Annotated in this window: 22 protein-coding genes and 1 pseudogene; 10 read left to right on the top strand and 13 right to left on the bottom strand. The window is 47.9% G+C overall.

What is annotated here, in order from left to right; genetic code table 11:
- The 4 genes and pseudogenes from Q0224_RS04845 to Q0224_RS04830 all read left to right on the top strand — a co-directional run.
- A partial coding sequence (locus Q0224_RS04845; RefSeq protein WP_297949516.1) for a Type 1 glutamine amidotransferase-like domain-containing protein occupies positions 1–511 on the top strand: 511 nt, incomplete at its 5' end.
- A gap of 138 nt (positions 512–649) precedes the next feature.
- Positions 650–1,228 (top strand): annotated as a pseudogene (locus tag Q0224_RS04840) (NAD(P)H-dependent oxidoreductase).
- Between the two features lie 384 nt (positions 1,229–1,612).
- Positions 1,613–2,080, top strand: a complete 468-nt coding sequence (locus tag Q0224_RS04835; RefSeq protein WP_297949514.1) for a hypothetical protein — start codon at positions 1,613–1,615, stop codon at positions 2,078–2,080.
- Positions 2,081–2,346: 266 nt separating this feature from the next.
- The gene (locus Q0224_RS04830) at positions 2,347–2,571 is read left to right on the top strand and encodes a hypothetical protein (RefSeq protein ID WP_297949512.1); all 225 of its coding nucleotides are present in this window, start codon (positions 2,347–2,349) and stop codon (positions 2,569–2,571) included.
- Between the two features lie 910 nt (positions 2,572–3,481).
- Here the strand turns inward: Q0224_RS04830 and Q0224_RS04825 are convergent.
- The 6 genes from Q0224_RS04825 to Q0224_RS04800 all read right to left on the bottom strand — a co-directional run bounded on the left by Q0224_RS04825 (position 3,482) and on the right by Q0224_RS04800 (position 10,192).
- Positions 3,482–5,200, bottom strand: coding sequence for a proline--tRNA ligase (locus Q0224_RS04825; RefSeq protein ID WP_297949511.1), 1,719 nt, complete (start codon positions 5,198–5,200; stop codon positions 3,482–3,484).
- Entirely contained in the window at positions 5,190–6,746 is a 1,557-nt protein-coding gene (gene hemA / locus Q0224_RS04820; RefSeq protein ID WP_297949510.1) for a glutamyl-tRNA reductase, read from the bottom strand. The genes Q0224_RS04825 and hemA overlap by 11 nt, the downstream gene beginning before the upstream one ends.
- On the bottom strand, positions 6,746–7,738 hold the full coding sequence (locus Q0224_RS04815; RefSeq protein WP_297949509.1) for a polyprenyl synthetase family protein: 993 nt from the start codon (positions 7,736–7,738) through the stop codon (positions 6,746–6,748). The genes hemA and Q0224_RS04815 overlap by 1 nt, the downstream gene beginning before the upstream one ends.
- Positions 7,738–7,983, bottom strand: a complete 246-nt coding sequence (locus tag Q0224_RS04810; RefSeq protein ID WP_177387432.1) for a DUF2018 family protein — start codon at positions 7,981–7,983, stop codon at positions 7,738–7,740. Before Q0224_RS04810 ends, Q0224_RS04815 begins: the two co-directional genes overlap by 1 nt.
- Before the next feature lie 934 nt (positions 7,984–8,917).
- Positions 8,918–9,832, bottom strand: a complete 915-nt coding sequence (locus Q0224_RS04805; RefSeq protein WP_297949508.1) for an HAD family hydrolase — start codon at positions 9,830–9,832, stop codon at positions 8,918–8,920.
- On the bottom strand, positions 9,833–10,192 hold the full coding sequence (locus Q0224_RS04800; RefSeq protein ID WP_297882019.1) for a hypothetical protein: 360 nt from the start codon (positions 10,190–10,192) through the stop codon (positions 9,833–9,835).
- 191 nt (positions 10,193–10,383) lie between these two features.
- On the opposite strand from Q0224_RS04800, the gene Q0224_RS04795 reads away from it, so the two are divergent.
- From Q0224_RS04795 to cysK, 3 genes are read left to right on the top strand one after another with little or no spacing between them, the layout of a single operon-like run.
- Positions 10,384–11,655: an aminotransferase class I/II-fold pyridoxal phosphate-dependent enzyme gene (locus Q0224_RS04795; RefSeq protein ID WP_297949507.1), complete on the top strand. Its 1,272-nt coding sequence runs from the start codon at positions 10,384–10,386 to the stop codon at positions 11,653–11,655.
- Positions 11,655–12,068 (top strand): Rrf2 family transcriptional regulator, encoded by a 414-nt coding sequence (locus Q0224_RS04790; RefSeq protein ID WP_005870604.1) that lies wholly within the window; start codon positions 11,655–11,657, stop codon positions 12,066–12,068. Before Q0224_RS04795 ends, Q0224_RS04790 begins: the two co-directional genes overlap by 1 nt.
- Positions 12,069–12,077: 9 nt before the next feature.
- Complete coding sequence (gene cysK, locus Q0224_RS04785; RefSeq protein WP_295151870.1) at positions 12,078–12,992, top strand: cysteine synthase A; 915 nt, start codon at positions 12,078–12,080, stop codon at positions 12,990–12,992.
- Positions 12,993–13,442: 450 nt separating this feature from the next.
- Here the strand turns inward: cysK and Q0224_RS04780 are convergent, their stop codons facing one another.
- Positions 13,443–13,610, bottom strand: a complete 168-nt coding sequence (locus Q0224_RS04780) for a hypothetical protein (RefSeq protein WP_297949506.1) — start codon at positions 13,608–13,610, stop codon at positions 13,443–13,445.
- 80 nt (positions 13,611–13,690) lie between these two features.
- Here Q0224_RS04780 and Q0224_RS04775 point away from each other — a divergent pair, with 80 nt between their 5' ends.
- From Q0224_RS04775 to Q0224_RS04765, 3 genes are all read left to right on the top strand, one after another.
- Entirely contained in the window at positions 13,691–14,893 is a 1,203-nt protein-coding gene (locus Q0224_RS04775) for a replication-associated recombination protein A (RefSeq protein ID WP_297949505.1), read from the top strand.
- Positions 14,890–15,246, top strand: a complete 357-nt coding sequence (locus Q0224_RS04770) for an MmcQ/YjbR family DNA-binding protein (protein ID WP_297949504.1) — start codon at positions 14,890–14,892, stop codon at positions 15,244–15,246. Before Q0224_RS04775 ends, Q0224_RS04770 begins: the two co-directional genes overlap by 4 nt.
- A 116-nt stretch (positions 15,247–15,362) precedes the next feature.
- Positions 15,363–16,313: a hypothetical protein gene (locus tag Q0224_RS04765; protein WP_297949503.1), complete on the top strand. Its 951-nt coding sequence runs from the start codon at positions 15,363–15,365 to the stop codon at positions 16,311–16,313.
- Between the two features lie 235 nt (positions 16,314–16,548).
- Here Q0224_RS04765 and Q0224_RS04760 read toward each other — a convergent pair whose 3' ends face one another.
- The 6 genes from Q0224_RS04760 to lolA all read right to left on the bottom strand — a co-directional run bounded on the left by Q0224_RS04760 (position 16,549) and on the right by lolA (position 19,995).
- Complete coding sequence (locus Q0224_RS04760; RefSeq protein ID WP_297949502.1) at positions 16,549–16,758, bottom strand: hypothetical protein; 210 nt, start codon at positions 16,756–16,758, stop codon at positions 16,549–16,551.
- Positions 16,759–16,826: 68 nt separating this feature from the next.
- Positions 16,827–17,462, bottom strand: a complete 636-nt coding sequence (locus Q0224_RS04755) for a hypothetical protein (protein WP_297949501.1) — start codon at positions 17,460–17,462, stop codon at positions 16,827–16,829.
- A gap of 9 nt (positions 17,463–17,471) precedes the next feature.
- Positions 17,472–18,401 carry a hydroxymethylbilane synthase gene (hemC, locus tag Q0224_RS04750; protein ID WP_297949500.1) on the bottom strand — a complete coding sequence of 310 codons (930 nt, stop codon included), beginning with the start codon at positions 18,399–18,401 and terminating at the stop codon, positions 17,472–17,474.
- Positions 18,398–18,850 (bottom strand): FxsA family protein, encoded by a 453-nt coding sequence (locus Q0224_RS04745; protein WP_297949499.1) that lies wholly within the window; start codon positions 18,848–18,850, stop codon positions 18,398–18,400. The genes hemC and Q0224_RS04745 overlap by 4 nt, the downstream gene beginning before the upstream one ends.
- A 65-nt stretch (positions 18,851–18,915) precedes the next feature.
- Positions 18,916–19,476 (bottom strand): low molecular weight protein-tyrosine-phosphatase, encoded by a 561-nt coding sequence (locus tag Q0224_RS04740; RefSeq protein ID WP_297949498.1) that lies wholly within the window; start codon positions 19,474–19,476, stop codon positions 18,916–18,918.
- Positions 19,477–19,482: 6 nt separating this feature from the next.
- Positions 19,483–19,995: a LolA-like outer membrane lipoprotein chaperone gene (gene lolA / locus Q0224_RS04735; protein ID WP_297949497.1), complete on the bottom strand. Its 513-nt coding sequence runs from the start codon at positions 19,993–19,995 to the stop codon at positions 19,483–19,485.
- Between the last annotated feature and the right edge of the window lie 26 nt (positions 19,996–20,021).

Here is a 20,021-nt window from a genome sequence, read left to right as displayed (position 1 = left end):
GGCAAACGTAGAGGAGTACCGAGACTACGTGGACGAGGCGAAAGAGGCGTTTGTCAAAATGGGCTTTGAGGTTCAAATTTTAGATGTTTCAAAAGTGAGCGAGGCCGAAGCGAAGGCAAAGATCGGCGCGGCGCAGGTGCTTTACGTAAGCGGCGGCAACACATTTTATCTTTTGCGCGAGCTTAAAAAGAAGGGTCTAGCAACCCTCATCGCAGATCGCGTCCGAAGTGGCGAGCTCATCTATGTGGGCGAGTCGGCGGGCGCGATGATCGCGGCTCCCAGCGTGGAGTACGCGAGCGTGATGGACGATGCGGGCGACTACGGAGCCGCGGCGCAAACTGGGCTTGATCTGGTGAAATTTTACCCCGTGCCGCACTACGGCGAGGAGCCTTTCGTGCAAAGCGCGGCCGAAATTTTAAAAATTTACGGCAGTAAGCTAAATTTGGCACCGATAAATAATGCCGAAGCGATCGCGGTGCACGGGGATAAATTTGAAATTTTAGGGCGGTAAACTGCGGCGTGAAAGTAAAATTTAGTAATTAAACGCTTCGTAAAATTTACGCTTACATTTGCGCATAGGGCTGCGAGGTGGAATTTGAACTTAGGCGCGGTGAGTCACTAACGAATAAATTTAATCAAAAGGATCAAAATGAAAATATTACTGATTAACGGCGGAGCGCCGTTTAACGGCAATGGCGGCAAGCTAAGTAAAACCTTGCACGAGCTAGCCAAAAAGACGCTACAAGCCCTAGGGCACGAAACGCGCGAAACTACGATACATGAGGGCTACGACTTAGAGGGCGAGGTGGAGAAATTTCTATGGATGGACGCCGTAATCTGGCAGATGCCCGCGTGGTGAATGGGCGAGCCTTGGTTCGTCAAAAAATACGTAGACGAGGTGTTTATGAGCGGTATGGGCAAGATAGTGGCAAACGACGGGCGACACAGCGCAAATCCAAACGACGGATACGGCACCGGCGGGCTGATAAAGGGCAAATCGCACATGCTAAGCGTTACTTGGAATGCGCCGCTTCAGGCGTTTGAGAAGCCAGGCGATTTTTTCGAGGGCATGGGCGTGGACGGCGTTTATTTGCATTTTCATAAGGCAAATGAATTTTTAGGCACGAAAAGGCTGCCTACTTTTATGTGCAACGACGTCGTTAAAAACCCTGATGTGGAGCGTTTTATGAGAGATTACGAAGCGCATCTAAAAAGGATTTTCGGCTAGCCTTGACGGCCTCAAACGAGTTTATCTACTCGCAATACAGCGCCAGATGAGCTAAAGCGGATTTATAAGATCGCTTCTTAAACCGGATATTACGGCGCTTGTGAAATTTTAATCGGTAAACATCGGATCTGCGCGGTTTGTCGCTTCGCAGGTAGCGGTGCGATATAAAGCTGAAAGCTAGGGTTTGTAACGACGGCACTGGCATCCGTATTCGCTCATATTGCGAGCGCAGTATTAGAATTTGGCGCGTATAGCGAGTAAAATTTATAAGACGCGCCCGCGCACTTTTGATTGCGCCCGCCCGTTTTTTTGCGGCCGCGGACGCTAAATTTTATTAGGCTTTGCTTGCGCGCAGTATCTTTCAAACGCCGCCAAAGGGGTGAAATGCTAAAAATCGATATGCTTAAATTTTTTCGCTGGGGCGAGTTTACTGACGTAAGAAGAGGATTGAGTTGCGCGCAGACCATCGCGATGTTGGGCCCTGCGGATGCGAGCTTTAAGAGCGCGGGGGCTGAAATTTTAAGATACGGCGCCTTTGAGTTTCACTTTTTTCGGGATGAAATTTTTATGATTTTTTCGGATCATTTCAGAAGCGAGCCTCTTGATTTAGGCGGCGCAAGGGCGGGGCAAATCGAAATCGAGCCTTGGATATTATCGGGCTGCCCTGCTCCTATCGATCTTGCGGCCGTAAAAAGCGCTTTAAATCGTGAGCGGATCGAGTATCGCGAGCGCGCAACGGATGAGGGTTTGGAGCTAAGCTTAAGCAGCGGCGTTATGCTTGCGTTTGAAAGCTTCAGCGGGTTGGGCGAGCCTCGCAGCTACGAGCTTGCCGCATTTTGGATAAAATTTTAGCGGAATTTAAAAAGAGAAATATTTTTCTTTCGCGCGCTTTTTAAATTTAGCTTTTAAATTTACGCTTCGTCGAATGAAAATACAAGCTGGATTTTGGCAGAAGCAGTACCTTGTATTGCGCGCGGCGACGGAAAAACCGAGCCGTATTAGCTGAAAAAATGCGGATTTAAAGATCGCGATAGCTTATAGCGACGTAGCTCCGCTTTTCTGCCACTACGGCGCGCCAGGATGAAGTGCCGAGATAAAATTTAACTAAAAGAGGTTTGATGTTTTTTGATACAAAATACGATGAAAAAAAGATCGCTAGCTTTAATCAGATGAATATGCTTTTAAGATGCGTGCTGCTGTTTTTTATCCTTGGCGCGGGTGCGGCGCTGTATATGTCCTACACCGCGGTGCTACCGTCTAGCCCAGAGGATTTGCAGACCATAGAGGGCGCGTCATATATGTGCAAACGAATAAGAGCAGAGGGGCTAGTTACTATAGGTTAAATTTAGTGGATAGCGCGCTTAAGCAGGGCGTTTTTCTTTAGATGTTTACGGTACGCAGATAGACGGATACAAGGCCGCGATATACGACAAGGACGTAAAAATTTGGTACCAAAGGATCGGGGGCGATACCGACCTTGCACGGCAGATCGCCCTTAAAGACGGGCAAATTGTTTTAAAATACGATTATACTTTTGCAACCAGGTTTTATTACGATACCATATCCGATTCCTATAGAATCACATATTTGAAATGGGGCAGCGGTTCGCTTGCGCTTTTGTCATTCAGATCGTTTTGACTCGGATAGCGAGGAGAAAATACCGCGCCAAATGGGGCTACTACGAAAAACCTACGAATAAAATTTAAACTCGGTCGTCGCCGAATAAATTTAGGCAAAATTTTGACCTGGTAAAATTTCTGATCGGCTTTTGCGCGCTGATTAAATTTATGCGCCAGTTACGCCGCGAAATTTAAATCTTAAATTTAAAGAGCGAAATCAAAGGAGCGAAAACGCTGCTTAAATTTCGCTTTTTAAAAATCGTTTTAGTAAAAGGGCGGGCAGAGATCGGGATTTTATCACGGAATTTTGTTTTGGCAACTCTTGCGGGAAGTTGTTGAAACGCGCTTTTTACTTGCGCGGTCAAGTTGGTGCTTTAAATTTACTCGCTTTTGGGCGGCGGTTTTTGGCTGTCGATGTAATCTTAGTCGCAAACTCATACTTTAAAATTTAGCTGTAGTGAAATGGCAGTGCAGCTTAAGCGTAAATTTTATCGTTGCGCCTAAGTTTTACTTCGACGTCATGCGCGGTAAATTTATAAAATTCACGCCGTGCCGCGTAGCAAAATCAGCTTGCAAATTTCAAAATATGGTGGCAAAATTTAGCCCAAATTTAGGGCTAAATTTCACGCGCTTACTAATTTTTCTCGGCTAATTTTTTCTCGATAAATTTTAAAATTTCATCCGCGCTTACGCTCTGCCGCTTTAGGCCTGCACGGGTGATGAACTCGACGCTTCCCTCAGCTAGGGCCTTGCCCACGAGCACTGCGTACGGAAAGCCCATCAGTTCGAAGTCGTTCATCTTCACGCCGAAACGCTCCGCGCGATCATCAAGTAGCACGCGCACTCCGCGCGCGCGGCACTGCTCGTATAGTTTCTCGGCAAATTCTACTGCCGCCGCGTCTTTGTGATTTGAGATGATGATCTCAAGTTCGAAAGGCGCCAGCTCGCGCGGCCACACGCAGCCTCGCTCGTCGTGACTGCTTTCGATCGCCACGGCGATTAGGCGGCTTGCGCCGATGCCGTAGCAGCCCATGTAAAACGCACGAGCCTTGCCGTTTGCATCCAAAAATCGCGCTCCCATCGGCTCGGAATATCGCGTGCCGAGCTGAAAGATATGGCCCACCTCGATGCCTTTTGTGATGCCAAGCTCGCCGCCGCAGCACGGACATGCATCGCCTTCGCCTACGGCGGCGAGATCCGCGAAGCGTGATTCGTTAAAATTTATCACGCTAGCGCCCACGTAGTGGTAATCCGGCTCATTTGCGCCCGCGATCATCTCGCGCGCTCCTTTTAGCTCGGCGTCGATGTAAAATTTCGCTCCCTCGCCGAGCCCAAAAGGTCCGCAAAAGCCCGCCGTAAAGCCCGCTCGCGCGATCTCCTCCTCGCTGGCATCGACTAGCTCAAGCGCGGCGCAGGCGTTTTGCGCCTTGGTCTCTTGCAGCTCGTCGCAGCCGCGGATAAAAAACGCTACGATCTCGCTGCGATCCTCGTATAGCGCTTTTTTGATCACCGCTTTGATAGTGTAGAATTTATCCACTTTGAAAAATTCCGCCACCGCGTCGATCGTTTTCATCGCGGGGGTTTTAAATTTCATCATACCGTCGGTTTCGGGCGCGGCGGCGTTCGTGGTTTTGGGAGCACGGCGCGCAGCCTCGATGTTTGCGGCATACTCGCAGCGCTTGCACACGACGATATCGTCCTCGCCGTTATCCGCCAGCACCATAAACTCCTTGCTGCCGCTGCCGCCGATCGCGCCGCTGTCCGCATCGACTGCGCGAAAATTTAACCCAAGCCGCGTAAAGATCCGCGAGTACGCCTGCCTCATCACCTCAAACTCACGCTTCATATCCGCAGCATCTGCGTGGAAGCTATAGCCATCTTTCATTATAAATTCGCGTCCGCGCAGAAGCCCGAAGCGAGGGCGCGCCTCGTCGCGGAATTTCGTATTGATCTGATAGATATTTAGCGGCAGCTGCTTGTAGCTCGTGATCTTATCCGCTACCATCAAAACCGCCGCCTCCTCGTTGGTAGGGCTTAGCACGAAGTCGTTATCCTTGCGGTCTTTGAAACGCAGCAGCTCCTTACCGTATTTGGCGTAGCGACCGCTTTTTTTCCACGCATCCGCGGACGTCACGACGCTAAAAGAGACCTCCTGCGCGCCCGCAGCGTTCATCTCCTGCCTGATGACGGCGCAGATCCGCTCCAGCACTATCTTTCCTAGCGGCAAAAAATTATAAAGCCCGCTGCCCAGCTGCTCGATAAATCCCGCGCGGATCAAAAGCGCGTGGCTAGGTAGTACCGCGTCTCTGGGAGCCTCTTTTAGGCTCGGAGCGAAAAGCTTGCTAAATTTCATTCTGTCTGTCCTTTTTCTCGTTTTCTTGATTTAAAAATTTTTCGTAGTTTTCTTGCAGTTCAAAAATTTCGACCAGCGCGTTTACCGCGCCGCCCTCATCGTCCGCTTCGCCAAGATTTTTTAAATTTACCGTCGGAGCGTGCAGAAACGCTTTAAAAACCTGATGAATTAACTTGCGCGCCTCCTCTGCATCGCTGTGCTTTAGATAGCCCTTTTTAAGCGCCTTGGCTAGTTCTAGCTCGGCTACTTGTTTCGCGCTTTGGCGCAAAGCCTTGATGATCGGCGTGGATGCCGCCGCCTTGAGCCATTTGAAAAACTCATTCGTGCATTTTGCCACGATGGAGTAAGCGATCTGCGCCTGCTCCTCGCGAAGCAGCAAATTTTTCTTTACGATCTCCTCCAGATCATCGACGCTGTAAACCTCGACATCCTCACTCTGGCTAAGCTCCACGTCGCGCGGCACAGCTATATCGAAAAAATATCGCTTAAAGCTTTTGGGCTCTAGCAAGCTATCGGTAATGATCGGCTCCTGCGAGCCCGTAGCGCTGAAAAATAGGCTATTTACGTTTAGATATTTTTTGAGATTATCAAGACTATCGATTTTAATGCGGGATTGTGCCTGCGCGGAGGAATTCGCGAAGGGGGCAGAATTTTTATCGCCTTTGGAATTTTCGCCTGCTATGTGAGATTCATTGCCGTCTGTGAAAATCTTTTTATTAAAATTTACGCCGTCTTTGGAATTTTGTTTTTGTGCGGGATTTTCGCCCGCGAAATTCGTGACATTTCCGGAATTTAAGCCGTCTGAATTTTTTCCTGTGCCGGGATTTTCATCCGCGCAATTTTTCGCATCCAAGGAATTCTCGCCAAGTAGCGAGGCGGCTAGCCTTCGCGCACCGGCTAAATTTCGGTTCAAGATCGTGATATTCGCGCCGTTTGCGAGCAGGTGTTTGCACGCTAGCTCGCTCATCTCTCCCGCGCCCACTACCACGGCGTCCGCGCCCTGCAAGGAGCCTAACTTTTCCTTTGCCATCGCCACGGCGACGCTTGAGACCGAGATCGGATTTTTTGAAATTTCGGTTTGATTGCGTATGCGCGCCGCGCACTTTAGCGCTTCATCTATCGCTCTTGCGATCTGCGCGCCGGCGCGAGCGTTTTGCATCGCGAATTTATAGGCGTCTTTGAGCTGGCCTACGATCTGCGTTTCGCCCACTACGAGGCTGTCAAGAGAGGCTGCGACGGCGAAAAGGTGGTGTATCGCGCCGTAATCTTCGTAAATATCGGCGCGCTCGGCTAGCTCGTCGTAGCTCACGCCGCTTACGCGCGAAAGTACCAAAAGCACGAACTTTTGCGCTTCATCAAAGTCGCTTACGACGGTAAAAATTTCTACTCGGTTGCAGGTGCTAAGCACCAAACACTCCTCTATTGCAGAATTTGAAGCTAAAAGGCGCAAAATTTCTTTCTTGCGCACGTCGTTTGAAAACGACAGCTTCTCGCGCACCGTGATGTCCGTGTTTTTGTGGGTGAAGCTCACGCTCATATACGCCATCAAAACTCCCTATCTATCATATCTCGCACGATTTGCTCCAGCTTGTCGTTTTTAAATTCCGCCACGGCTTCAAGCGCCTTTTGCCCGTAGGCGCGAGCTTCGTTTATACAGCGCTCGATGATGCCGTGCTCGCTAAGCTTCGCCTTGATCCATGAAATTTCGCTCTGGCAAAGCTGCTTTTTAAAAAATGATTTTAGCTTTTGACGTTCCGAATCATCTAAATTTTCATATAAATAGATGTAGGGCAGGGTGGTTTTGCCCTCCGCAAAATCGCTCAGGCTCGGCTTACCGAGCGCTTCTGAGCTTTGCGTCACGTCTAAAATATCGTCGATAATCTGAAAGGCAAGCCCTAAATTTTTGCCGTATTCGCCGAATTTTGCGCTCGCGCTTGAAATTTTATCATGATCTTTCGCGGCGCTTGGAATTTCACCCTCGTTTTTTGCGCCGCTCATATCTGAAATTTCGCCGCGATTTTCTGCGCCGCCGAATTTCAGAAACGCCCCGCAGCGCGCGACTTCTTCGATCAAAGCGGAGGTTTTTAGATAGATCATCTGCAGATATTTGCTCGCATCGTCGTTGAAATCGTCGCTTAAGCTCACGTCCATTAGCTCGCCCACAGCAAGCTTCGTGACGGCGAGCGAAAGCGCGGCGGCGATGTGGTTTTCAAATTTAGAAAGCTCGAAGTATGCCTTGGAATAGAGTATATCGCCCAGCATCACGGCGTTTTTGGAGCCGTAAGTGGCGTTGATCGAGGGTTTGCCGCGGCGCACCGAGCTTTCGTCGATGACGTCGTCGTGCAGCAGGCTCGCGGCTTGAATGAGCTCGATGATCGCGCACAAACGCAGTGATTTTTCATCCTTTTGCGCGATGTTTAGCAGCAGCTTGGAGCGCAGTTTTTTGCCGGGGCTTAGCCTATCAAACATCTCGCTAGCCGGCTCATATCCGCAGTCTGCGATGAAGCTTTTCATAATTAAATCGATTTGATCTTGCATTATTCGTTATTGCTTAGGATATTTCCGCTCATTTGCAAAAATTTGTCGTTTAGCTCGTCTTGTAGATCCTGCTGCGCGATGAAGCTTTCGATCTCGCGCTCGCTAATGCCGCGCGCTTCGCAGAGCCGCTCACAGGCGATTAGGCGGATTAGAGCTTCTTCGATTTCGTTTTGCACCAAAGTAGGGCTTGCAGCGGATAAAATTTCAAAAAATTTCTCTCTTGGGCTGCCTTCAAAAATATCCATTTACCTTCCTTAAAATTTCGCGATTATAGCAAATGTAAAATTTAATTTAGGTTAGGACGCGGCAAACTATCGGGGTTTTTAAACAGAAGCGATTGCGCAGATTTTGCGCTTGCGTGCGGTAAATTTTAAGCTTAAGCGCGGGATTTTGGGCTTTGAATATATAAATTTTAAAATTTTACTTGTTTGCGAGATAGGCAGAGCGAGCGGAATTTAAAAATTTAATATTGGTTGCGTGGCGGATTAAACGCGAAGCTTTTCAGATAGGCGGAATTTTAAATTTACATATAAGCAGCTTGATTTTTGCGGAAATTTTAAACTTCTATGGCGCGAGTGAAATTTTGGATTTCGCGTGAGTGGATAGAATTCCGCTTTGTTTGAGCGCTAAAATTCTTGGATTTCGCGCAGGCGGAGAGGATTTTCGCTTTGCTTGTGCGGTAAAATTTTGATTTCTGCATGGTGGATAAAATTTACTTGCACAAAATTTACTCGCGCACGCAACACGCATCAGGCTTCTTAAAATTTTAAAATGCCGCCGCTTTGCGAGAATTTGAAATTTCATGGATGCGGTAGAATGCTAAAATCGCGTTTGGCATTAAATTTTAAGTCTGGCTTTCGAGGCAAATTTTAAATTAAGCTGCGAGAGGGTGTCTTTAAATTTTAAAATTTCGCCACCTTTTACAGATAGAATTTCATTTTTCGCGCAGATAAAATCGCGCACTACAAAAGCTACTTTTAAAATTTTAAATTCCACTCGCGCAAATGAAATCCCAGTTTCTCGTGCTAGCGGAATTTTTCGCGCAAGAATTATTTTTAAATTTTAATTTCGCTTGCGTTGCCCGCGAAGATGGAATTCGCTCCGTTTTAAGAGTTAAGCGTGATTTTCCTTGCTGCGATACTACTTTTAATTTAGCTATGCCCCAAAAGCTAGGCTACTTTAAATTCCGCCGATGATTTCGCGCGCTTGCGTGATGCTTAGGGCATTGCGACTTAGTTCGCTAGGCTCGCCAAACCCCCAGCATACCTGCAAATACTCAAGTTTTGCGCTTCTTAGATCTGCCAAGTTTGCCTGAAAGCATCGCGCTGCAGCAGCTTGTGCCTCCTTTGTCGCTTCTGCTTTTGCGGAAATTCTGGCGCCTTTAAAGCTTAGGGTTGCCGCCTCGCCAGCGTCCGAGTCGTTAGGGCGGAATTTTTCATCTGCGTTAAGATTTTCGCCGCAAGAGCTTAAGCTTCCGCTGCTAGCGCTGAAATTCTTTCTATTAGTGCCACGGCTAGCATTTAAGCTCTCGCCGTCATTGCCACCTTGAAATTCTAAATTTTGTAAGAATTCTGCGCCGCGGAGTGCGGCTAGCTCATCTTTTTTGCTATCACCTAAAAAAATCGCGTTTTTGTGCGGTGAGCGCGCGATTACGTGTAGCAGCATCGCAGGGTTGGGCTTTGAGGGCATCTGCTCGTCCGCGCCTACGACCAGATCAAATAGCCTGCGCACGCCCGTTTTTTCTAAGATCGCGCTTAGGGTATAGGAAGGTGCATTGGAGGCGACTGCGAGGAAAAATCCTGCTTTTTTGCATGAGTGCAAAAGATCTTCGATACCTTCGTAAAGCACGGCAAGATCGCGGTAATTGCTTACGAATTCTTTTTCAAAAAACGCAAGCTCTTCGGCGCTCGCTTCGGTTTTGCCGTAAAATTCCAAAAAGGCGTTTTTGCTCGGATCGTTGATGGTGTGGACGATGAAATTCTTTTGTAGCGGCGCTAGTCCGTAGAGCTCGCGGCGAGTGTTATTGACGCTGATTTCGATCGCGTGCGAAGAGTCGAGCAGCGTGCCATCCATATCAAAAATCACGGTTTTCATCTAATAATCCTTTAAAAAATCGATTTTGTGCTTGTCTTTTTTGTAACTCTTATTGTTTTTGAGCTTTTGCAAGGCGTTTGCTTCATGCTGTAGCGCCGATCTAAACGCGGCATCGCTGATCTGTCCTGCCTCGCTAGCATCAAGGACGTTTTTAGCAAAGCTCTCAAGCGCCTTAGTGTAGGGACTATCTAAATTTACGGCGGCCGCTTTAGATAAAATTTCATAGTTTTTAGCTATTCGCTTCGCAAAAAGCTCTGCGTCGAAATCCTCGCGCTTTAGCAGTGCTACGGCGGATTTTACGAAGCGTTCTAACGCGCGGATATATTTAACGCGCTCATCTTTTTCTTTGATTTGCATGATTTTTCCTTAATTAAAGCGCGCATTATAGCAAAATTCGAAATTTTGGCAAAATTACGCATATTATAAAACTATATTTTAATAACATTTTTTCTATAAATCCTGTATTATAGGCATTTTAAAATCATATAAAAATACTTGACTTTATTTTAAAATTTAGCTATTATTCGCCAAATTTTTTACAAAGGACGAAAATGCAAAAAGAAACCCTCGCAACTCATTTTGGTTACGACTCCGTCGCCGGCTACGGCACGATGGCAGTTCCCATTTATCAAAGCACCGCGTTTAACTTCGGTTCTAGCAAAAAGGCTGCCGATCGCTTCGCGCTGCGTGATTTAGGGCCGATTTATGGGCGTTTGACAAATCCTACTACTGATGTTTTTGAGGCGCGACTTGCGGCGCTGGAAAACGGTAAAGCCGCAATCGCGGTCTCTAGCGGGCAGGCAGCGATATTTTTTGCAGTGGCAAATTTAGCCGCAGCGGGCGAAAATATCATCATTGCCGAGAAAATTTACGGCGGCGCAACTACGCTTTTAGCGCACACGATCAGGCGTTTCGGCATCGAAGCTAGGGTTTTTGACTCCGAAACTGCAGATAATTTGGAAGGTTTAATCGACGATAAGACTAGAGCGATCTTTTTTGAGACGCTTTCAAATCCTCAAATTTCAGTTGCAAATACTGCTAAAATCGCTATAATTGCAAATAAGCACGGCGTAGTAACGATTGCGGATAACACGATCCCAAGCCCTGCGCTTTACAATCCGCTTGATGACGGCGCCGATGTCGTAATCCACAGCGCTAGCAAATATATAAGCGGACAAGGTCTTAGCATCGCAGGCGCGATCGTTTCGGGCAAGGGGTTAAATTCCAAACTCAAAGGCAATCCGCGTTACGCACATTTCAACGAGCCTGATGAGAGCTATCACGGCTTAGTTTATGCGGATTTAGTAGATAATTTTGATATTTATACGCTTAGGATTCGTTTGTCCTTGCTTCGCGACATCGGTGCGACGCTATCGCCGTTTAACGCGTTTCAGCTCATCCAGGGACTTGAAACACTGCCGCTTCGCATGCAAAAACACTCGCAAAACGCATTAAAGATAGCAGAATTTTTGCAAAATCATCCGAAGGTAAAGCAGGTCAATTATCCGGGGCTTGCAAGCTCGCCGTTTAATGCCGCGATCAAAGCGAAATTTAAAGACGGCTATGCAAGCAGTCTGATGAGTTTCATCGTAGATAGCGAAGAAACAGCGCTAAAGGCGGTTAGCAAGGTTAAAATTTTCTCTGTCGTAGCAAATATCGGCGATACGAAGTCGATCATCACTCATCCTGCGAGCACGACGCATTCGCAGCTAAACGAGGAGCAGCTAAACCGCGCTGGCGTGCCTGCGAGCCTAATCCGCCTAAGCGTGGGTATAGAGGATACGAACGATTTGATTTCTGATCTTAGCGAGGCACTGAAATAATGGCACTTTTAAGCACAAAGGGCGTTTATGGGCTGGCTGCGATTTTGCAGATCGCCAAAGCTAGCGAAGTAGCGCCGATAAGTATAAAAGAGATCGCCGAGCGTACGGGAGTTTCTAAGAATTATTTGGAGCAAATTCTAAATACCCTTAGAAACGAAAAGCTAGTGTGTAGCATCAAAGGTAAAAACGGCGGTTATCACCTAGCCAGAGATGCTAGCGAGATTTCTTTCGGTGAAATTTTTACCGCTCTTGAGAAGGATCTGCGGATGACTAGCATTCAGATGAGCGATCCCGGACTGCGGGCGTTTTTTGAGAAATTTGACGTCAAGCTGGCAGAGATATTTAACGAGCCTCTAAGCAGCTACGAGGAGATGATGGCGCGAAGCGTCCAGTATTTAAATTTCAGCATTTAAAGGAAAAATATGAAAATAGCAAACGATGTTACGGAGCTCATCGGCAATACTCCGTTAGTCAGAATCAATACATTTGGCAAAAATGCCCTCATCTTAGCCAAGGCGGAATTTTTAAACCCAAGCCACTCGGTCAAAGATCGCATCGCATGGCAGATCGTAAAAGACGCACTAAGCTCGGGCAAAATAGATAAAAATAGCGTTTTGATAGAGCCTACCAGCGGAAACACGGGCGTAGGGCTTGCGATGATCGCAGCAAAGCTCGGTATGAAGCTCATCCTAACGATGCCAAGCTCGATGAGTATCGAGCGCCAAAAGCTCATAGCCGCATTCGGCGCTAAAATCGAGCTGACCGATCCGAAATTCGGAATGAAAGGCGCCGTGGATAGGGCAAATGAGCTGGCTGCGAGCACTCCAAATAGCTTCATTCCGAGCCAGTTTGATAACCCAAGCAATCCAAAAGCGCATTTTCAAAGCACTGGACCTGAAATTTGGGAGCAAAGCGGCGGTAAGGTAGATATTTTAGTCGCGGGATTTGGCACCGGCGGCACGCTCAGCGGCACGGCGAAATTTTTAAAATCTAAAAATCCAAACCTCAAAGCCTACGGCGTAGAGCCTGCTAGCTCACCGCTTCTTACGTGCGGCAGTGCGGGCGGCCATAAAATCCAGGGCATCGGCGCAAATTTTATCCCTGATAATCTTGATAGAAGCGTCATCGACGGCTTTTTGAGCGTTGAGAACGACGATGCGTTCGCTGCAGCTAGACAGCTGGCACAAAAAGAGGGCCTGCTCGTGGGCATCTCAAGCGGTGCGAACGTTTATGCTGCCGCTCAGATCGCCGCCAAGCCCGAGAACAAGGGCAAAGTGATCGTTACGATCCTCTGCGATACCGGCGAGAGGTATCTTTCTACCGAGCTTTTCAAATAGACGGCGGTTTTACGCCAGTGCGGCGTTAGCGCGGTAATTTTACGCATTTTACGCGGGCGCGCAGCTTTGCGAGATTAAATTTTACGCTGGCGCCGGAATTGGCGCGATGAGTTTTGCGCGATCGCGCGGGTTATTGCGACGATTGCGCGACTATATTTTACATTTTCGCGTTACGTAGGCGCGAGATTAATACGATAGTTTCTGCGCGGACGAGGCGATAGTTACGATGGTTGCGCGATGATTTTATGGGAGCGAAACGATTTTTTAGCTTTGCTGATTTTGCGTTTATTGATTTGCTAATTTAGCGGCTCGTCGCGAGATAAAATTTAGCCCCAAAATAGGGCTAAATTTTAAAATTTTATCTTGCGCGCCCGAGCTGATTTTTGGCGCGCTATGTATGGCGGCGCGACTGCGCAACGCATGGCATTAAATTTAGAGCCGCTAAGTCCGCTAAATCTGCGCGATCCGTACGCAGCAAAATTTTATATTGCCAGCTCGCACGCACGCGGCATAAAATTTTAAAATCATAATCTGAAATTTTAAAGCTCGCTCGTGCGACGTAAATTCCAAGCTCTCACCGTGCATAAATTTCAAATCCTCGCCGTATGTAAAATCCAAACCGCCTTTTAAATTTAGCCAAATTTCAAAATTTAATCATAAAAACGCTATCATCGAGGCAAAATTTTTAAGGTTGTAAAATGAGTTTGAGCTTGAAATTTCGCCCCAAAAGCCTAGAGCAGATCGTGGGGCAGGGCAAGATCGTAGCGGTTTTTAAAAAATTCGTCGCCGCAGGCAGCATCCCGCACAGCATATTTTTCGGCGCCGCAGGCAGCGGCAAAACGACGATGGCGCGCGTGATCGCAAGCGAGCTGAACTACGATTTTTACGAGCTTGACGCGACGAGCCTGAAGGTCGAGGATATCCGCAAAATTCTATCCTCGCACGCGGGCTCGCTCATTAAGCCGCTCATTTTCATCGACGAGATCCACCGTCTCAGCAAGACGCAGCAGGAGGTGCTGCTAATCCCGATGGAGAACTACGCCGCGATCATCATCGGCGCGACGACGGAAAATCCGCAGTTCGTGCTAAGCAGCGGCATACGCTCGCGCTCAATGATCTTTGAGTTCGAGCCGCTTAGCTACGAGGATTTGGAAGCACTTTTGGCGCGGGTGCAGGGCGAGATCGGCTTTGAGATGGACGAGGAGGCGCGAAAATACCTGCTAAACTCCAGCAGCGGCGATGCAAGGAGTATGTTGAACCTGCTCGAATTTGCGCTTTTGGCAGACAGCGCCATTACGCTGGATACGCTTCGCACGCTGCGTGCAAATGCCGTAGCTGCGGGCGTTAGTAGCGACGATCTGCATTACGAGCTCGCAAGCGCGATGATAAAAAGCCTGCGCGGAAGCGACGCCGACGCCGCGCTGTATTACGTCGCGAGGCTGATAGATGCGGGCGAGAGCGCGGATTTTATCGCGCGCAGGATGGTCATCCTAGCTAGCGAGGACATCGGCAACGCCAATCCAAACGCCCTAAATATCGCCGCCAGCACGCTAGCTGCCGTCAGCAAGATCGGCTATCCCGAAGCTCGCATCATCTTGGGGCAATGCGCGATCTATCTGGCGCACAGCCCCAAGTCAAACGCCGCGTATTTGGGCATCAACGCTGCTTTGAAGTTCGTCCGCTCCGCTGCGCCGCTGCCTACGCCGCGCTATCTCATCAACTCCGACAAGCAGATAGCGGACTACAAATACCCGCACGACTTCGGCGGCTGGGTCGAGCAGGCCTATATGAGCGAGGCGGCGAAATTTTACGAAAGTAAGGGAATCGGCTTTGAAAAGACGCTGGATGAGTGGCTGGCGCGATTGCGCAAAGAAAAGATCGATATTAAGGAACGAGAATGAACTTCAGCAGCGTCCTAAAACTAATGAAGCAGCGCTATGGCGCGGACGGCGAATATCTGTGGGATGAATATCCTAATTTTGCGGTTTTTCGTCACGGTGGAGGGAAGCGCAAGTGGTTTGCACTTCTGATGCGCGGGCTTGCAAACGAAAAGCTCGGTCGCGCACTTCCTGGCTCAAGCGACGTGATAAATTTAAAAGTTTCGCCCGATTTGGCGGCAATTTTGCGTGACGAAAAAGGAATTTTTACAGCCTATCATATGAATAAAAAGCACTGGATCAGCGTCTGCCTTGATGCGGTGTCGCGCGAGCAGATCGAGGATCTAATCGAGCATAGCAGGGAGCTTACGAGGTAGAATTTGCGCCTGGGCTTAGTTTAAATTTGCGTGCGAAAGAGGCTAAATTTGAACCGAGAGTGCAAATTTTATCAGCTCGCGGAGCTTAAATTTAAAAATATTCGCAAGGAGCGCGGATGAATGAGCAAAATTTGAAATATATCGCAAATTTAAAAGTGCAGGACGTGCCGTGGAGCAGGCTCACGACTGCTTACGGCAGGGCGAGCGAGTTTCCCAAAATTTTTGAGAAACTCGTGCGGGCAATCGAAGCTTGTGATGCGGCGCGCAGTTCGGGCGACGAGCAAAATTTAAAAAGCAAGTCCGATTGCGGGCAAAATTCTACGGATGCAGCAAGATACGGCGCGGCGCAAAATTCCATAAATTTAGCGCAAAAGAGTGAGTCTAAATTTAAAAAGGCAGATAGCGAGGCGACGAAATTTAAAACGGGCGGGGCGGAATTTAAGAGTACGGATAGCGAGGCGATAAAATTTAAAACGAGCGCAGCGGATAAGAGTTCGGATGCGAGCAAGCGGGAGAAATTTGACGCCAAAGCCCTTCAGGACGCGCTTAGTAAGATTTTTAACGAGATAGAGCACCAAAGCACGCTTTGGCACGCAACCCCTTTTGCGCTGCTGTTTTTGGCGCGCATCTTTATGCAGGCGCGCGCTGTGGCGGGCAAAAACGCGAATAAAAATAATCAAAACGCCGCTGCAGATAAAAAGCAAAACGATGCGGCGAGTAGAAACGACGAAAACGCAAACGGCGAAAACAAAGCGGCAGGCTTTATCGCGGCTCGGCTCGGCGGATTTTTTGCGTTTATGCTTGAGATTTGCGATGACGCCGATAAGATCTCGCACGCAGCGCCGCTGGCGAGCTTTTCGGATATGCTTGCGGAAAAATATCTGTGGCCGCAGAGCGATGAGGACGACGAGGAGCGCTGGGAGGAGCATTTTTACGACGATGAGCTATTTTACAGCCTCTATTTTTATTCGCGGGCGGTTTTGGACGCGACGGGAGTGGACTTTGCGCAGTTTAAGCCTGGGCCGGGTGGCGTTTTTAAGCGTATTGCTTGTGAGCGCTATGTTTAAGCCTCTTTCGCGCTATGTTTAAATTTATCGCGGCGTGCTTTGGCGACGCTTTGTTTAAATTTAGACTTCAAAAAATTTTAAAATTCTTTAAAAATTTACAGCGTGCAGAATTTACAGATCGTCTGTTTAAATTTAAAATTCGCGCGATTTTTGATCGGCGGTGCGGTTAAGCTGCGGGTAACGCTTTTAAATTTAGATTGCCACGAAGCTTTAAACCAGCTTGCGGCAGGGCTTTTTATGTGGTTTTAAAAAGATACCAATTCGGCGCAATTTTTTCTATCATTATAAACTCGCTAGGACTCATTTGCGGCAGGTCTGCTTCATCTTGCACCCGCAAAAAGCCCACGGAGTTACCCGCCGATAAGCAGTATAAAATTTCCGCATTGTCGCCGTATAAATTCCAGAATTTATATGCTACTTCGCCGCTTTCAGATCTGTCTAGCATCTTGCCAAATAAATCTCAGAAATTTCATATCGACGTAAAATTCCACATCGTCACGTAAGCTAGCGGCGTTACATAAAATTTATATTCAAAAGCCTATCTCTAACCTCGATATCCTCCAGGTTTAGTTTGAGTTCATCTCTTAAATATTTTTCCAAATTTTTTCGTTCAAAATCGCTTAACATCGCAAGTGGGATACCGGCGAATACCCCATTTTCGCTGTCTAAAAATATTAAGACATATAAATTTATGCTTTTTATCCTACCACTTAGGCGCAAAACGGCAAAGCATATCAAATCCATCAAATACAATATCCACGAAAAAGCCGTTAAAATAAGCTTTTTAAAGGTCCCAATATTTTTATCATAGCTAAATTCTTCTACCGCAAAATCTACGAATTTATAAATCGCTACCTTATCAATACGCGTCATGTCGATAGATTTTTTTGTAACTATCGTTTCTTGATGGTTTGCGGAGGATTTGTTATATTCTATTCTGCCGGGATAGAAGCTTAAAAATTTGTTTTTATTTATACCTAAAAGACCTATTAAGGTTAAAATCCAAACCCCAACCCAGTAATGCCAGTGAATACCCCTAGTGACGAGTTCGAAAACAAGCATGACGATGGACGAAGTAACGCCCAGATCGATATAAATCCTGATCCAATAATCTTTGATTATAAAAAGCGGCATTTGCTCTTTTTGCATTAGAGCTTCTTATAGGCTCGTCATTGCTTCGGCGCGCGCGAGGAGCTGCTTTGCGCCCTTTTCAATAAAAGCGCGCGCGAGCTCCGTACCTACGCTTTGGTATTGAGATTTTTGCGCGACGATGCTTTGACGGATACTCTCGCTGCCGTCCGGCAGGCCAACTATCGCGCTGATGTGGATATTTTCGCCCTCAAGGCGCGCGTTGATGCCGATCGGCACCTGGCAGCCGCCCTCCAAAACCCTAATGAAATCTCGCTCCACGGTCGTTTCGATGATAGCGCGCTCGTCTTTTAAAAATTCTATCGCGCGCAGGATTTGCGGCTCGTCCACCGCTTCGATGCCGAGCGCTCCTTGCCCCATCGCAGGGATCATCTGCGAGACCTCAAAGGGCGCTACGTGTCTCACTTCGGCGCGTAAATTTAGGCGGTTGATGCCCGCCATCGCCAAGATGATCGCGTCGAATTCCCCCTCTTTGAGCTTTCGCAAGCGGGTTTGGACGTTGCCGCGCAAGGAGATTATCTCTAAATCAGGTCGCATGCTAAGCAGCTGCATCTTGCGGCGAAGGCTCGTAGTGCCGACTTTTGCGCCGCGGGGCAGCTCGTTAAATTTAGCGTATTTTTCGCTGATCATCGCATCGCGCACATCCTCGCGCGCGCAGATCGCCGCTAGCACAAGCCCCTGCGGAAACTCCACGGGCACATCCTTTAGGCTATGCACGGCGATATGTGCTTCGTCGCGAAGCATACTCTCCTCAAGCTCCTTTGTGAAAAGCCCCTTGCCGCCGATTTTTGCAAGCGGTGTATCTAAAATTTTATCGCCTTTGGTTTTCATGCTTTTTAGCTGCGCTTGGATGCCGTGGGCGTTAAGCAGCGATGCGATATGTTTGCTCTGCCACAGCGCAAGCACGCTGCCGCGAGTAGCGATGATCAAATTTTTCATTTTTCCTCTCCTATGCTTTTTCGAATCTCGATTTCGTTCTCCTCGATCACCTCTACATCGATTACGTCGTCGCTTGCGCGGCTGCGTCGCCAAAATTTTCGCTCTCTTTTTTCGGAATTTTCGCTGCTAGCGTTAAATTTAGGCACGTCGCTGGTGACGCAGTAAAACGACGCGGTGATTACGCAAACGCCCAAAATATCGCCGAAAATGCCAGGCGCGATGAGAAAAACTCCGCCTACGACGAAGCCCACGCCGCTTAAAATTTCTTTCGGCGAGATTTTCATTAGATTAAAAAAGCCCATCCACGAGCGGTTTGCTACGATGTATCCGCCTAAAATCGCGCTTATGACGATCTCCACCGCATACGCCGCGAAGCCGTTTGCGCTTACGAAATAATAGGTCGTAAATGCCTCAATTATCAGATATGGAACGATCAAAAGCCTAAACATATTTTTCCTTGAATCATCACTTTAAGCCGCGCCTTTTTAAAGACGCTAAAATTTAATCGCGGATTTTAGCAAATTCCGTCTGAATTTTTAATGTATCGCAAGAGTCCCTCGCAGCCGCGTTTGATATCTGCGTAGCAGCGCTCAAAATCGCGCGTGTAGTATGGATCGGCGATTTGTAGGCATTCGGAGGCGGTTAAATTTGAACCGGCGTCTTTTAAATTTAAGTCGGTTTGTTTTGCTGAGTCTTTGAAATTTAGCGCATCGCAGTCTGTAAAATTTCCCCCTGCAAATTCCAAAAGAAATTTTACCTTAGCCATATCCTTGCCGCGAAAAATTCGCCCCAGCGAGCGCATATTTTCATCGTCCATGCAAAGTATGAGATCGTAGCTCTCGTAGTCTGCGGGCGTGACCTGCACGGCGCGATGCGCTACGAGCGGCACCTTTTGCTCTTTTAGCACGCGCTGCGTCTCATAGTAAGGCGGCGAGCCGATCTCGTCGGTGTGCGTCGCCGCAGAATCCACACTCACGCGCGCATTTAGGCCGCTTTGATTAATGAAATTTTGCATCACGGACTGCGCCATCGGCGAGCGGCAGATGTTGCCGTGGCAGACGAAAAGTAGCCTCACACGCGCCTACTGCGTGATGATGTCGTAGTTTTTCGGGATCGAGGGTTTAAAGATCGCCTCATTTACCGGCGCGTTTTTGCGGACGTTGCTTAGATTAATGACGACTTTATTGTCCATTTTGTCGGTGTAGCTGATTTTGCTCGGCAGATCACCCTTCATCTCGATTAGATATTTCACATCGTCGAAGCTCGCCTCATAAACGCCCTTTTTATTGGGTTTCGCGTTAGCTAAGATCGCCGTTAAATTCGGCGTTTCTTTGATATTCGTGATGATAGCCTGCTCAAGTTCGGGCTCGATTACGACGACCTTTGTGAAGCTAAAAAATATATTTTTTATCGTAGGGGTCTTATAATGCCACACGGCGTGCTCTTTCGTGGCGCTAAAATCGCCGCCGTAGCTGATTTTCGCATCGTCGCTCTGCACGGTTTGCGAAAAATTTGCGCTCAGAGTGTTGAATTCTATCCCGCTTGCGAATGCAAAAATGCAGCTTGCCGCTAAAGAAATAAGAGTTTTTTTCATAAATTTTGCCTTTATTTTTGAAAATT

This window comes from uncultured Campylobacter sp. (assembly GCF_938002845.1).
Taxonomy (GTDB): domain Bacteria; phylum Campylobacterota; class Campylobacteria; order Campylobacterales; family Campylobacteraceae; genus Campylobacter_B.
The sequence above is the reverse complement of the archived record's forward strand: the minus strand, read 5'-3'. Positions and strand labels throughout refer to the sequence as shown.

Bases quoted from the DNA above. Each gene is read 5' to 3' on its own strand.
- Q0224_RS04835 (WP_297949514.1), top strand. From the start codon at position 1,613: ATGCTAAAAATCGATATGCTTAAATTTTTTCGCTGGGGCGAGTTTACT.
- Q0224_RS04830 (WP_297949512.1), top strand. From the start codon at position 2,347: ATGTTTTTTGATACAAAATACGATGAAAAAAAGATCGCTAGCTTTAAT.
- Q0224_RS04825 (WP_297949511.1), bottom strand. From the start codon at position 5,200: ATGAAATTTAGCAAGCTTTTCGCTCCGAGCCTAAAAGAGGCTCCCAGA.
- hemA (WP_297949510.1), bottom strand. From the start codon at position 6,746: ATGGCGTATATGAGCGTGAGCTTCACCCACAAAAACACGGACATCACG.
- Q0224_RS04815 (WP_297949509.1), bottom strand. From the start codon at position 7,738: ATGCAAGATCAAATCGATTTAATTATGAAAAGCTTCATCGCAGACTGC.
- Q0224_RS04810 (WP_177387432.1), bottom strand. From the start codon at position 7,983: ATGGATATTTTTGAAGGCAGCCCAAGAGAGAAATTTTTTGAAATTTTA.
- Q0224_RS04805 (WP_297949508.1), bottom strand. From the start codon at position 9,832: ATGAAAACCGTGATTTTTGATATGGATGGCACGCTGCTCGACTCTTCG.
- Q0224_RS04795 (WP_297949507.1), top strand. From the start codon at position 10,384: ATGCAAAAAGAAACCCTCGCAACTCATTTTGGTTACGACTCCGTCGCC.
- Q0224_RS04790 (WP_005870604.1), top strand. From the start codon at position 11,655: ATGGCACTTTTAAGCACAAAGGGCGTTTATGGGCTGGCTGCGATTTTG.
- cysK (WP_295151870.1), top strand. From the start codon at position 12,078: ATGAAAATAGCAAACGATGTTACGGAGCTCATCGGCAATACTCCGTTA.
- Q0224_RS04775 (WP_297949505.1), top strand. From the start codon at position 13,691: ATGAGTTTGAGCTTGAAATTTCGCCCCAAAAGCCTAGAGCAGATCGTG.
- Q0224_RS04770 (WP_297949504.1), top strand. From the start codon at position 14,890: ATGAACTTCAGCAGCGTCCTAAAACTAATGAAGCAGCGCTATGGCGCG.
- Q0224_RS04765 (WP_297949503.1), top strand. From the start codon at position 15,363: ATGAATGAGCAAAATTTGAAATATATCGCAAATTTAAAAGTGCAGGAC.
- Q0224_RS04760 (WP_297949502.1), bottom strand. From the start codon at position 16,758: ATGCTAGACAGATCTGAAAGCGGCGAAGTAGCATATAAATTCTGGAAT.
- Q0224_RS04755 (WP_297949501.1), bottom strand. From the start codon at position 17,462: ATGCAAAAAGAGCAAATGCCGCTTTTTATAATCAAAGATTATTGGATC.
- hemC (WP_297949500.1), bottom strand. From the start codon at position 18,401: ATGAAAAATTTGATCATCGCTACTCGCGGCAGCGTGCTTGCGCTGTGG.
- Q0224_RS04745 (WP_297949499.1), bottom strand. From the start codon at position 18,850: ATGTTTAGGCTTTTGATCGTTCCATATCTGATAATTGAGGCATTTACG.
- lolA (WP_297949497.1), bottom strand. From the start codon at position 19,995: ATGAAAAAAACTCTTATTTCTTTAGCGGCAAGCTGCATTTTTGCATTC.